Origin of the sequence: Aeromicrobium sp., from assembly GCF_050700635.1 — a bacterium.
Classification (GTDB): domain Bacteria; phylum Actinomycetota; class Actinomycetes; order Propionibacteriales; family Nocardioidaceae; genus Aeromicrobium.
Genome location: NZ_JBOHDT010000172.1, coordinates 1 through 12,736 on the forward strand (window position 1 = coordinate 1; position 12,736 = coordinate 12,736).

12 protein-coding genes are annotated in these 12,736 nt (G+C 69.1%); 3 read left to right on the forward strand and 9 right to left on the reverse strand.

What is annotated here, in order from left to right:
- The 4 genes from ACRDPN_RS13290 to ACRDPN_RS13305 form a co-directional block, all read right to left on the reverse strand.
- Nucleotides 1–740 (reverse strand): electron transfer flavoprotein subunit beta/FixA family protein (locus ACRDPN_RS13290; protein ID WP_431448833.1); only part of this gene is annotated, 740 nt, incomplete at its 3' end.
- Between the two features lie 227 nt (nt 741–967).
- A complete protein-coding gene (locus ACRDPN_RS13295; protein WP_431448836.1) occupies nt 968–2,053 on the reverse strand; it encodes a hypothetical protein in 1,086 nt (361 codons plus the stop codon).
- A gap of 310 nt (nt 2,054–2,363) precedes the next feature.
- Nucleotides 2,364–5,087, reverse strand: a complete 2,724-nt coding sequence (locus ACRDPN_RS13300) for a hypothetical protein (RefSeq protein WP_431448839.1) — start codon at nt 5,085–5,087, stop codon at nt 2,364–2,366.
- A gap of 284 nt (nt 5,088–5,371) precedes the next feature.
- Nucleotides 5,372–6,151, reverse strand: coding sequence for an enoyl-CoA hydratase/isomerase family protein (locus ACRDPN_RS13305; protein WP_431448842.1), 780 nt, complete (start codon nt 6,149–6,151; stop codon nt 5,372–5,374).
- 128 nt (nt 6,152–6,279) lie between these two features.
- Between ACRDPN_RS13305 and ACRDPN_RS13310 the strand changes: the two genes are divergently transcribed.
- Nucleotides 6,280–7,020, forward strand: coding sequence for a maltotransferase domain-containing protein (locus ACRDPN_RS13310; RefSeq protein ID WP_431448957.1), 741 nt, complete (start codon nt 6,280–6,282; stop codon nt 7,018–7,020).
- Between the two features lie 97 nt (nt 7,021–7,117).
- Nucleotides 7,118–8,164, forward strand: a complete 1,047-nt coding sequence (locus tag ACRDPN_RS13315) for a hypothetical protein (protein WP_431448845.1) — start codon at nt 7,118–7,120, stop codon at nt 8,162–8,164.
- Between the two features lie 27 nt (nt 8,165–8,191).
- Here the strand turns inward: ACRDPN_RS13315 and ACRDPN_RS13320 are convergent, their stop codons facing one another.
- The 4 genes from ACRDPN_RS13320 to ACRDPN_RS13335 all read right to left on the reverse strand — a co-directional run bounded on the left by ACRDPN_RS13320 (nt 8,192) and on the right by ACRDPN_RS13335 (nt 10,918).
- Nucleotides 8,192–8,602, reverse strand: a complete 411-nt coding sequence (locus ACRDPN_RS13320) for a hypothetical protein (RefSeq protein ID WP_431448848.1) — start codon at nt 8,600–8,602, stop codon at nt 8,192–8,194.
- 66 nt (nt 8,603–8,668) lie between these two features.
- Nucleotides 8,669–9,778: an S-adenosylmethionine:tRNA ribosyltransferase-isomerase gene (locus ACRDPN_RS13325; protein ID WP_431448851.1), complete on the reverse strand. Its 1,110-nt coding sequence runs from the start codon at nt 9,776–9,778 to the stop codon at nt 8,669–8,671.
- On the reverse strand, nt 9,775–10,455 hold the full coding sequence (locus ACRDPN_RS13330; RefSeq protein ID WP_431448854.1) for an SDR family oxidoreductase: 681 nt from the start codon (nt 10,453–10,455) through the stop codon (nt 9,775–9,777). Before ACRDPN_RS13330 ends, ACRDPN_RS13325 begins: the two co-directional genes overlap by 4 nt.
- 76 nt (nt 10,456–10,531) lie before the next feature.
- Nucleotides 10,532–10,918, reverse strand: coding sequence for a nuclear transport factor 2 family protein (locus tag ACRDPN_RS13335; protein WP_431448857.1), 387 nt, complete (start codon nt 10,916–10,918; stop codon nt 10,532–10,534).
- Between the two features lie 217 nt (nt 10,919–11,135).
- On the opposite strand from ACRDPN_RS13335, the gene ACRDPN_RS13340 reads away from it, so the two are divergent.
- Nucleotides 11,136–12,467 (forward strand): DUF222 domain-containing protein, encoded by a 1,332-nt coding sequence (locus ACRDPN_RS13340; RefSeq protein ID WP_431448860.1) that lies wholly within the window; start codon nt 11,136–11,138, stop codon nt 12,465–12,467.
- Here ACRDPN_RS13340 and ACRDPN_RS13345 read toward each other — a convergent pair.
- Entirely contained in the window at nt 12,452–12,724 is a 273-nt protein-coding gene (locus tag ACRDPN_RS13345; protein WP_431448863.1) for a DUF2277 domain-containing protein, read from the reverse strand. The two genes, ACRDPN_RS13340 and ACRDPN_RS13345, sit on opposite strands and share 16 nt — an antisense overlap.
- Nucleotides 12,725–12,736 lie beyond the last annotated feature (12 nt).

Consider the following 12,736-nt stretch of genomic DNA (forward strand, 5'->3'; position numbering starts at 1 on the left):
GTGCCGCCGTCTCCCTCGTCGGTGACGATCTCGCCGGCGCTGCGCGGCGGACGCGGCTCGAATGACTCGACCTTCGTCCAGGCGGCGTCGAGGCCGACCGAGCCGGCGTCGACGCCGAGGTCGCTCAACGACCAGGTCTCGACCGGCTTCTTCTTGGCGGCCATGATGCCCTTGAACGAGGGGTAACGGGCCTCGTCGGTCATGTCGGTGACACTGACCACGAGTGGGCCGCTGGCCTCGATCTCCTGGGTGGCGGTGTCGCCGTCGCGGACGATCTTGACCGTGTCGCCGTCGACGGTGACCTGGGATCCGAACGTGACCGCGGGCAGACCGAGCCGCTCTGCGACCAGGGTCGGCACGATGCCGAGCTCACCATCGGTGGAAGCCATGCCGAAGAAGACGAAGTCGTACTCGAGCTTTTTGATGGCCTCGGCGAGCACGAGCGAGGTCGCGAATGCGTCTGAGCCGTGGATGGCGTCGTCGACGATGTGAACACCCTTGTCGACACCCATCTGCAGGGCCTTGCGCACGGCGTCGGCGGCGTCTTCGGGCCCGACCGTGACCACGGTGACTTCGCCCTCGCCGGCCTCGACGAGCTGGAGAGCCTGCTCGACCGCGTACTCGTCGAGCTCGGACAACAGTCCATCGACGTTGTCGCGGTCGACGGTGTTGTCGGAGTTGAAGGTGCGGTCGGCCGTGGCGTCCGGCACGTACTTCACCGCGACTACGATGTTGGTCACAAGGACCCTCCTGTGTCTGTGCCGCGGCGCGGTGCCGCGGCAGTCTGGAGACTGGCTTCAAGGCAACTGTGCCACCGCCTGAACGGCAGCGGGAAGTGGCCCTTCATCGGTGGATGTTACCGACCAGTCACGTCGCGGGCGACCTGACGGCGCATGCCCTTCGTCACACCGCTTTGGCGTTTCTGCGCGGACGAGACTCCTCAGATGGCGTGGCGAGCAAGGTCTGCTCAGTCGCTTGAAAGGGCGCGCTGTGCTGCCTGGCCGGCGAAGCTCAGGGCGAGGTAGAGAATTGATCCTGCGCCCCAGCCCAGGAACTCCTGTCGGCTGGCGGCGTTCGGTCCGGAGAAGCTGAAGGCATCCGTGAGCGGACCGACGAGGGCGTTGCAGACCACCGAGATCGAGTCGTAGATCGCGTTGCCCTCACCTGCGCCGACCGCGACGGTGAAGGCGCCCACAGCCAGGACGACCGAGGCGACCAAGCCCAGGATCCCGACCACTCCGGCTGCCAGCGACGCCACGGGACGAAGACCCGACCCGAGTGACTTTCGCGATCCTCCTGCGGTCTCGTAGTAGTCACCCGAATCGGTCGCCTCGGGCTCGCCGTATTCGTCCGAGTCATGCTTCTGGTCGTCCGCAGCGGACTCGACCGGGGCCACGTGAGTGGTCCCGGTCTGTTCTTGGTCGCCTGCGTCGGACCGGCCGAACGCGGACTCTCCCATGCCGGCGATCGGGACCGCTGTGGATGCTGCCCTGGCTTCCTCGGCGGCCCTGGCCTGCTCAGCCGCCCTGGCCTGCTCGACGGTGGCCCTGGCCTGCTCGGCGGCGGCTCTGACTTTCTCGGCCGCCTTGGCCTGCTCGGCCGCCCGGGCCTGCTCAGCTGCCCTGGCTTCCTCGGCCGCCCTGGCCTCCTCGGCCGCCCTGGCCCGCTCGGCTGCCCAGGCCCTGGCCTCTTCGACTGCTCTGGCCCGCTCGGCTGCCCTGGCCTCCTCGGCCGCCCTGGCCTCGGCTGCCCTGGCTTCCTCGGCGGCTCTGGCCTGCTCGGCCGCCCTGGCTGCCTCGGCCGTCCAACCCTCCTCGGCCGCTCGAGCTGCCCTCGCCTGTTCAGCCGCTCTGGCATAGTCGGCCGCCCTCATCGGGCCGGACCTGGATGCTGTGCCACCGCCGTCGTCGCTGGGAATCTTGGTGTCGGCAAGCCCGAGGACCTTCTCGTCGGCGCGGCGACGGCGCTCCTCTTCCTCGGCGCGGGCCTGCGCCTCGTCCTCGGTGGTCTCGTCTTCCCCGGGTGGGTCGAACCCACTCGGCACGACGTTCATGAGTTCGCGCCAGTTGGTGTCTTGGGCATCTCGAGCCGCTCTCCCGGCTTCGCGTGCCTCACGCGCCGCCTCCTTGGACTGGTGTTTTTCCTTCCGAGCAGCTTCCTTGGCCTGCTTGAGTTCGCGACGCGCCGCGGCATTGGCTTCCTTCTTCTCACTTCTGTTGGGCTTCGCGGGCCCCGACTCGGTGTCCGTGTCGAACACGTTGCCAGATATCGCGCTCGACGCAATGGCGGGAGCGCTCAATGACGGACGAGCAGGTTCGCTCGCGGACTCGGCCTCGTCGGCGAGCTGGCCCGCCGCCAAGACCTTACTTGCGCCGAACCACTCGCCTTTTGGTAGTGGGTGCGAGTGCCCCGTCGTCCCCGCTCACCTCCTGGGGCTTCCCGGTCTTCGCGTCCGGATCCGGCTTCTCGTCGACGAACTCGTCGACGCGCGGAGAAGCGGCGTGGGTGAGTGGGGCATCGCGGTTGGTCTGGTTTGCCATGACGATGTGGGACTGCGCGACGCGCTCGGCTTCGGCCTCGGCGGCGGCGACCCACTCCATGGCGGTGGTCTCGGCCTCGCGGAGCTTCTGCTCAGCGGCCTCCCGCGCAGCTGCGACGGCTTGGCTGAGCCGCTCCTGAGCCTGACGTTTCGACTCCGCCGTGACGCGCTCGGCTTCGGATTGCGCATTGGCGACACGCCGTTTGGCGTCGGCGTCGGCTTCGTCGGCCACGCGCTTGGCCTTCGCCTCGGCCCTGGCCACGTTCTCGGCGGCATCCTTCTCGGCCTGTGAGACGCGGCGTTCTGCCTCGAGTCGCGCGGCTTCGATCTCCTCGGATTGACGTCGGGAGGCTTCCTTGCGCTCGATGGCCGCGACGCGCGCAGCCTCGGATGCCTCAGCAGCCACCCGTTCGGCCTCGACGTTGGCGGCCCGTACCCGCTCCTCCGAGAGCCGCTCGGCCTCGGCGATCTTCTCAGCGGCCTCGGCACGTTCGATCTGGGCCTCTCTGGCGACCTTCTCGGCCTCGGCGTTGGCCCGCTCGACATGAGCCCGGGCGTCGTCGCGCTCGCGCTCGAGCTCGGCGGCGGCTTCCTCGTGGCGTGCGGCAGCTTCAGTGGCAAGACGCTCGGCCTGGGCCTGCGCGGCGGCAAGCTTCTCTTCGGCAGCCCGCTCGGCGTCGCTGAGGCGTACGGCAATGGCCAACCGCTCTGCGGCCGTCTCCTGAGCGAGCTTCTCTGCCTCGCCCTTCGCGGCGTTGATATGACTTTCGGACGTCTCCTTGGCCTCTCGGACGATGCGCTCGGCCTCGGCCTGCACATCTGCCAGCTTGGCGTCGGCCTCCGCCCGCTCACGCGCAAGTTGGGACAGAGCGGCCTCGCGCTCACCCTTGGCCTTCGCGGCGAGCTGGGCGGCTTCCTCCTGTGCCTCAGCGATGCGTCGCTGGGCGTCGGACTCGGCGGCCTCAGCGCGTCTGGCCGCGGCCGCCTGTGCTTCGGCTTCAGCCTCGGCGAGTCGCTTCTCCGAAGCCGCCTTGGCCTGGGCCTCGGCTTCGGCCAGGCGACGATCCGCCTCGACCTTCGACTCGTCGACCCGCTTCTGGGCCTGGCGCTCGGCCTCCGTCTTGGCCAGGGCGACCCGCTCGTCGGCCTCGCGTTGCAGCTGGGCGATCTTGGCCGCGGCGGCCTCGCGCTCGCGCTGGATCTCGGCAGAGACCCGCTCCGCCTCCTGGCGTGCCGCGTTGACCCTCTCCTCGGCGGCCTGCTCGGCGGCCTTCAGCTTGGCTGCCGCGGCCTCGCGCTGGGTGGCCTCGTCGGCCTCGATGCGCCGAGCGGCCTCGGCGCGCTCACGCGCGGCTTCCTCCATCAGCCGGTTCGCCTCGGCACGCGCCGCGCTGACGCGCTGTTGCGCCGCGGCGCTGGCCGCGGCCAGCTTCTCGGCGAAGGTGGTCGGCTCGGACGCCTCCTCCTGTGTGTCGGCGGCGGGTTCCGGCTTCTGTTCCGACTCTGGGGCACGGGCGACTGGTTCGGCCCGGCGCTCGGGAGCCTTCTCCGGCTCACGTGACCTGACGAAGATCCGCTCAGGGGGCGGTTCCGGGGCCTTCTCGACCACCGGCTCGGGCTTCTTCTCCTCCGGCTCGGGATTCTTCTCCTCCGGCTCGGGCGCCTTGGCGGTGACCGGTTCTGGCTGTGGCTCGGGTGACTTCTCCGGCTCCGGAGCTCTCTTGAAGATCGGTCCTGGCTGCGGCGGTGGCTCCGGCGTCTTCTCGGCCACCGGCTCGGGCGCCTTCTCCGGCTCCGGAGTCCTCTCGAACACCGGTCCGGGCTTATTCTCCGGTTCAGGCGTCTTGTGCGCTGCCGGCTCCGAATACTTCGGCGGCTCGGCTGCCTCCCCGTCCTTGGCAAAGTCGGCCGCGGTGAAGCCCGACCCGCGAAGTGCGGCGCGTTGTCTGGCCGTCGGGCCCTCAGGCCGCACGGGACGGACCTCTTTCTCAGTGCTCGTCTCTGCCGGCGTGGGTGCCTTGGGCTGTGCCTCGGCGGCCGGGACCTCGATCGCGGGCTTGTCGACGGGTTCGACCGGTTTGGTCTCGACCACCGGCGGTTGCTGAGCGTGCTTGCGTGGGGCTTGCTTGGGAGGGGCTTGCTTGGGAGGGGCTTGCTTGGGTGGCGTTGCCTCGGTCTTCTCGTCCCGTTCGTCCTGGTCGCGCGAATGCCGCTTGGAAGCAGCGAACGCCTTGGCTGCGGCTCGCTCCTGACGACGTTTGTCAGCAGCGGCCTGACGCGCGGATTTGGCGTCCTTGCGGCGGCCGCGCACCGCGTGGGATCTGTGACTTTCGTCGGTCTCGTCCTGCTCCGCAGCTGGGTCGGGCTGCTTGGACCTGGGCGCGGGATCGGGCTCGCGAGCTGGGGACGCCGCCCGCTTGCTGGGGGCCGGAGACTCAGGCTTCTGGGCTTCGCTCTCGACCTCTTCTTGAGCGAACATGTCGGCAGCGACCTGCAACGGGTCAGCGCGTCGGCGATCGGATGGCTTCTTCGAACCTGAGTCGGTCATGACTCCCTTTCTCACGACACCGCTGGCGTCCTTTCTCTCACGACACCGCTGCGTCACATCGTCACTGAGTATGCCCCATGCGTACCTCGTGTCACAGGGCTCCGGGGCGTCTCAGTCCCTGGTTGGGACGGTCCGCCGCTGTCTGTCGGTTTGCTCGAGGTGCGGCGGCGTTCGGCCTCCACAGGATCACCGTAGAGGCCGGCTCGCGACCTGATGACGCGACCCAGTAACCCACCAACGACCGAACCCGGCGGGAAGTCACCCAAGGCGCGCCAGCGGTCGAGTCAGCGGCCCTCGAAGGTGGCCTTGCCGGGGCCGTTCTCGACGAAGGACTGCATGCCGGTGGACTGGTCGTCGGTGGCGAAGAGCGCGGCGAACTCGACCCGCTCGATGTCGAGACCGGTCTGCAGGTCCACCTCGAGACCGCGATCGACGGCACTCTTGAGGGCTCGCAGGGCCAGCGATGGACCGCCGACGAACTGCTTGGCCCACTCGACGGCGCGCTCGTACACCTCGGCGGCCGGGTGCACCTCGTCGACCAGCCCGATGGCGAGCGCCTCGGCGGCATCGACGAACCGGCCGGTGAACATCAGCTCCTTGGCCCGGGCCGGACCCACCAGGCGGGCCAGCCGCTGGGTGCCGCCGGCACCGGGCATGATGCCGAGCAGGATCTCCGGTTGTCCGAGCTTGGCGTCGTCCGCGCAGAATCGGACGTCCGTGGCGAGGGCCACCTCGCAGCCGCCGCCGAGCGCGAACCCGGTGATGGCCGAGACAGTCGGTTTGCCGATCGCCGCCAGCGATCGGGTGAAGTCCTGCAGGAGCTGCGAGTGCCTGCTCATCTCCTGGTACGACATGGCGGCCATCTGCTTGACGTCGGCGCCGGCTGCGAAGACCCGATCGCCGCCGTAGACGACCACGGCTGCGACATCGTCACGCCGGTCCGCCTCACGTGCCGCCTCGGCGATCTCCGTCTGCATCTGGGCGTCGAGCGCGTTCATCTTCGGACGGTCGAGCCGGATCGTGCCGACGCCGTCGCTGACCTCGAGCCGTGCGTGCTCTCCCACTGAACTTCCTCCGGTCGCATGTTGACAGTGACGCCGTCACGTCGGCATCGAGCATAGGACAGCACTTCCGAAGGTGGAGCGCGCGCCCACGCACTACGTTTGGCGTCATGGTCACGCGGGTGCCCGTCATGGAGGTTCGCCCCCAGGTCGATGGCGGACGACACGCCGTCAAGGCAGTCCCGGGCGAGGAGCTCACGGTGCGGGCCCGCGTGTTCGGCGAGGGCCGCGACGTCGTTCGGGCCGCCGTCATCCTGACCGGCCCCGATGGGCAGGATCGGCCGCCGGTACGGATGACCCATGTCGGCAACGACCACTGGGTGGCCGTCGTCAGGACCGATGCCGTCGGGCTGTGGACGTTCCGGATCGAGTCGTGGCACGACCCGATCGCCGGTTGGGTCCGTGACGCCCAGATCCGCATCGCCGCCGACATCGACGTCGAGCTGACCCTTGCGAGGGCGCCACGTTGCTCCGCAGAGGCACCGACGCCGATCCGGCCTGCGCGATGGTCGCGAACGACCTGGTCGCCACGGACGCTCCCGCCGTGGAGAGACTCGCCACCGCCTTGGCGTTCCTCGCTGCGTTCGATCGCAGCACCGTGCGCGACCACGTCGATGCCACCGAGCGGTTCCCGCTCTCCGTGGATCGCGAGCGCGCCCTCGCCGGCGCTTGGTACGAGATGTTCCCGCGGTCCGAAGGCGCGGTGCGGCGACCGGACGGCTCGACGCAGGCGGGCACGCTCCGCACCGCCGCGAAGCGCCTGGAGGCGGTGGCGTCGATGGGCTTCGACGTCGTCTGCCTCCCACCGATCCATCCCATCGGCACCACCCATCGCAAGGTCGCGACAACGCGCTGGTCGCCGACCCCGGTGACCCCGGGCTCGCCGTGGGCGATCGGCTCGAAGGACGGCGGGCACGACACGGTGCACCCAGAGCTGGGCACCCTCGACGACTTCGTCGCCTTCGTGGAGTGGCGCACCAGCTCGCCCTCGAGGTCGCCCTCGCCCTCGCCCTGCAGTGCTCCCCCGACCACCCGTGGGTCACCGAGCACCCGGAGTGGTTCACGACCCGCGCCGACGGCTCCATCGCTCATGCCGACAACCCGCCCGCGACGAGCAAGGACATCGTCCCGCTCGACTTCGACAACGACCCGGACGGCTTGTACTTCGAGGTGCTGCGCATCGTCGCCTTCTGGATCGACCACGGTGTCCGCATCTTCCGCGTCCACACCGCACACACGAAGCCGGTTCCGTTCTGGGAACGCCTGCTCGCCGAGGTTCGGGAGATCGACTCCGACGTCATCTTCCTGGCCGAGGCGTTCACGTCGCCGGCCATGGCGCACGCCCTCACGGCAGTCGGCTTCCAACAGAGCTACACGTACTTCACGTGGCGTGAGCATGCCGACGAGACCGCCGCCTACCTTGACGAGGACTCCAACCGCACGAGCGACTTCATGCGTCCGAACTTCTTCGTCAACACCCCGGACATCCTCCCGCGGTACCTCCAGGACGGCGACGAGTCGATGTTCCGGGCCAGGGTGGTGCTCGCCGCCACTGGTTCGTCGTCATGGGGCATGTACGCGGGCTATGAGCTGATGGAGCACGAGCCCGCCGCACGAGACACCGAGGAGTACCTCGAAGCGGAGAAGTACGAGATCAAGGTGCGCGACTGGGACGATCCGCGGTCCTTGGCGCCGTTCATCGCCCACCTCAACCAGATCCGCCGAACCCATCCGGCGCTTCAGCGCCTTCGCAATCTCACCGTGCACCGCACCAACCAGACCGGCGTCATCGCGTACTCGAAGGCGACAGGCGACGACTCCGTGCTCGTCGTCGTCGACCTCTTCCCGGCGTTCGAAAAGCGCGTGACCATCGAGGTCGAGCCCGCGGACCTCGGACTGCCGCCGGGCACCGACCTGACGATGCGCGACGAGCTGGACGGCACCCATTGCCGCGCGGACAGGGTGCCGCTGAGCAGCCACCAGCCGGCGCGGATCCTCACGCCGCGGCAACCCTGACCGCGCCGACGACCATGACAGCCGCGCCTACGCGATCTTGCCGGCGAGCACGACGTAAGTGAAGAAGATGACGCCCAACATGAGCCCGACGTGTCCGAGGATCGACAACGACGGACCGTCGGCCCAGCTGTCCTCGACCGAGTCTGCGGCGTGCTTCCCCCCGCTCGGCAGCCATCGGGCCAGGATGAGCACTCCGATGACCACTTCGACCCACCACGCCGCCAGGGCCACCAGTCCGATCAGGTCATCTGGCGAGGAGAGGTAGTACACCCATAGCGCGAGGGCCACGACGCCCGTGATCGTGTGGGCGTTGACGGTTGCCATCGGGATCTGCGCGTGGCCGGCCTGTGCGTGCTCGGCAGAGAGTCTCATGCGGGTGAGCAGCACTACGACCGCGGCGAGAGCTGTCAACATCCAGATGGCGTTCTCGAGGCTCACGAGTGGCATGGTTTCACATCCGCACTTTCGCCGCCGGGTCGCCGGACCCCGATCGCCGCACTCTGGTCAGGCCGCAACCGCCTCGGCACGGGCCGGCAGGAACAGAGCGGAGTCGCCGAACTCGTGCCACCGGTACCCCTGGACGACAGCCTCGTCGTACGCCGACTGCGCGAGCTCCACACCGGCGATCGACTCTACGAGCAGCAGGTGGGAGGCCTGCGGATCGTGCCATCCCGTGATGAGTCCGTCGACGATCCGCGGCGGTTGTTCGCGCGTCACAACCCGCTCGGTCCAGCCGCTGCCGGCCCGAAGAAGCGCGCGCCCCGCCGGACCGTCGACGGCCGACTCGAGGGCTCTCGTCACCGTCGTCCCGACGGCGACGACGCGGCCTCCGGCGGCGCGGGTGCTGTTCACCAGCCGCGCCGTCGACTCGCCGACCTCGAACCACTCCGGCTGCGGCTCCTCCCCCGTCTCCTGCGACGAGACGCCGGTGTGAAGCAGAACCGGCGCGATGCCGACCCCGCGCGAGACAAGACGAGTGACCACCTCGGGAGTGAACGGGCGAGCTGCGCTGGGCATCTCGGCGCTGCCGGGGGTGGTGCCGAAGATCGTCTGGTAGTCGGTGAGCTCGTAGCGCCGGTCGAGGTATCCGTACGCGATCGGACGCCCGACTCGGTCGAGAACATCGCGCAACGGGACGCCACCGGAGTAGGCGGCTCGCCACAGCCGGTTCCCCTCACCGGTGGGAGATCCGGTCCGTGGGTGGGGGCTGAGCAGTGTCAGGGTCGCGACGCCGGCGACGGTGACCGTTTGTCCGGGAATCGCGTCGAGCACGGCACGCGAGGCATCCGGCGCGGTGCGCACCTCGACGACCCAGGTGTCGTCGCGCAGGTCCATGGCCACGTGCACCACGACCTCGCGCGCAGCACGGCCAACACCGGACCAAAGCGCGTCGGCCTCACCGTTGACCGTCTGGGACGTGTTGACCACGACGAGGTCGCCCGCCTCGAGGTGATCGGCGAGGTCGTGGAAGTGCGTGTGCCTGAGCCGGTCGCCGTCCGCGACGAGCAGCCTGACCTCGTCGCGCGGGATGCCACGGGCCTCGGCCGGGGAGGGCGCCGTCCGCTCACCCGGGGGTGTGAAGGTGATGAGGGGCTGGATGCCGATCGACGTCATGCAGCCGCCACCATCAGCTCGTTCGCGCGGTAGCGCCCGCTCGGCGGCTGCCGGTCGATCAGCGCGAGGAACGCCGGCACGACCGTCTCGGGGAGCGGGCGGTCGCTGATGTCCTCGCCCGGGAACGCGTCCTGCTGCATCTGGGTGCGGAGGTCGCCGGGGTCGACGGCGTACCAGCGGATGTCGGGATCCTCGGCCGCAAGGGTGATGGTCAGGTGCTCGAGCGCTGCTTTGCTCGCAGCGTAGGCACCCCAAGTCTCGTAGTGCTCGGCAGCGGCGTCGGACGTGATGTCGATGACCGCGGCACCCTCGCGCATCAGCGGCCTCAGCGTGCGGATGAGCGCGACCGGCGCGACGACGTTGGTCTCCCAGACGTGACGCAGCACGGTGCTCGACAGCTCCTGCACGGGCACCAGCGGGCTGATACCGAGGGTGCTCGCGTTGTTGACGAGCAGGTCGAGACCGTCGGCGACGATCTCGGCGAGATGGTCACGATGGCCGGGATCAGTGACGTCGCCGGCCACGGCGGACACGGCGGAGCCGAGCTCGGCCAACGCGGCGTCCAGCCGTTCCTGGTGGCGTCCAGTGATGACGACCTCCCAGCCGTCCTGGGCAAGACCTGCGGCCAGAGCGCGGCCGAGGCCGGCGGAACCGCCGGTGATGAGTGCGCGGGGCATGATGCTCCTTCGAGGGATCGGTGTGTTCGACCTCCACGGTGCAACCTCAACAAAGGTTGAGGTCAAGCATCACGTCTCAGCGGGTCGGCGTCGACCCGTGCAGGTGCGAGATCCGCCAGCCGTCGGCGCGACGGCGGCAGACCAGGGTGATCCGGAACGGCGACGGCGTCCTCGTGTCTCCGACCTGCCGAATCTCGCGTCCGAAAGCGCTCACCCAGCCGAACCGTTCATCGCTGGACACCTGGCAGGAGTCCCACTCGAAGGAGACGGGGTCCGGATGGGCCGAGTAGTCGTCGAAGAAGCTCTCCATCCGCGCCCGGTCATGCAGAACCAGCGACTCCGACGCGATGAAGCAGACGTCGTCCTCGTCGAAGAGCGCACCGAGCGCGACCGCATCCTGGCGGGCGAACGCGGCGCTGAAGACCTCCAGCAGGTCGATGAGCTCGTCGTCTGTTGCCGTCATCGGTCCAGCGTGCCCGGCCGATGGCACCCATGGGCCGAAAGCCCTCGAAAAACCCGCCCAACCTCTTGACCAGGCAGGATACGGAACCTAGACTCGAACATGAGTTCGAAGTCAGAGTTTGCAGGAGACTCCGAGCTTGGCCCACCGGGTCGTCCCGCTCGCCGCGGGAAAGCTGCTGATGACATCCGATTCTCGACGCATCAGCAGGAGGTGCCCGGTGACCCGTCCCCCCGAAACCGTTGCCGGGCATCTCGCCGCGGCGGCCCAGCACCTACACGCGGCGCGCGGACACCGACCAGATGATGTGGCAGCCGCCATGACGGCGATTCAGCAAGTGGCTCGGCTCGCGCAGGCGATCACCCTCGACCTCGCCGCCGCAGCCCACGAATCGGACACCGCGCGGCAGCAGGGAGCGGCGTCGACACAGGCTTGGATAGCGCACACCGCGGGAATCTCCCACCGCGACGCCGCGAGGGACGTGCAGCTGGCTCGGGACCTGGCCACGACAGCGCCGCAGACGAGGGCTGCCATGGATCGGCCCGGCATGAGTCCGGACAAGGCACGCGTGGTCACCAGCGCGATGGGCAAGCTTCCTCGTGAGCTCGACGACGGCGACCGGACGGTTGTCGAGGCCGACCTGGTCGCCAAGGCCCAGAAGCACTCGATCGAAGACCTGCGCCTGGCGGCGAAGCGCTCGGTCGAGGCGATGGGCCGGGACTGGGCCGACCGGCAAGAAGCCGTCATCCTCGACGCCGAGGAGAAGCGGGCCCACCGGCAGTCCGAGTTCTGGATGCGCCCGGCCGACGCCGACGCCATGGTCGAGGGCGGCTTCGTGCTGCCCGTCCTGGAAGCCGACAGTCTCCGTTCGGCGCTCGAGTCGCACACCAGCCCACGGCACGACTGCATGAACCAGCCCGCCGAGTCCACCGATCTGCTCGACGAGAAGCCGACCTACCGGCACAAGCTCGGTCACGCCTTCGGCGACATCGTCAGGCACCTGCCAGCCGACTGCTACGGCAACCACGGTGGAGTCGCCGCCACGCTCGTCGTCACCACCGACTTCGAAACCCTCAAGCGTGACGTCGAACGCGCTGGCACCGACTCCCACGGCACCCGGATCGACCCCGGCACCATCCGCCGGCTCGTCTGCGACGCAGGCGTCCTCCCCGTCGTCCTCGGCGGCGACGGCAAGGTCCTCGACGTCGGACGCCAAAAGCGTCTCTTCACCACCACTCAACGCGTCGCGCTCGCGCAACGAGACGGTGGGTGCGCCTTTCCAGGATGCGATCGACCACCCGGCTGGACCGAGGCCCACCATATGCGTCCGTGGGCCGCCGGCGGCAGCACCGACCTCGCCGACGGCGTGCTGCTCTGCGCCAGACACCACCGGATCATCCACCACACCGGCTGGGACGTCAGACCGGGGCCGGACGACAGACCGGAGTTCATCCCACCCGCTTCAATCGATCCGACGTGCACCCCGCGACACAACGACCGATGGCGGCCGAAGCAGGCGGGCGACCCCGTCGTGCGTCAGGCGGTGGCGTAGCGCTGGGCGGAGCGGGCCCTCGCCTTCGCGGCCTCGACCTCGCGGTTCTTCGGCGGGGCGGTCGTCACCAGCGCACCGATTAGATGCTCTGTCACGTGGGCGATGTCGTGCACGGCCTGGTCGAAGGCTTCCTGGTTGGCCTTCGACGGCTTGGTGGAACCGGATACCTTGCGGACGTACTGCAGGGCAGCCGCCTCGATCTCGTCGGCGTCGGCACGGGGCTCGAAGTTGTGAAGCGTCCTGATGTTGCGGCACATGGAGCCCATCGT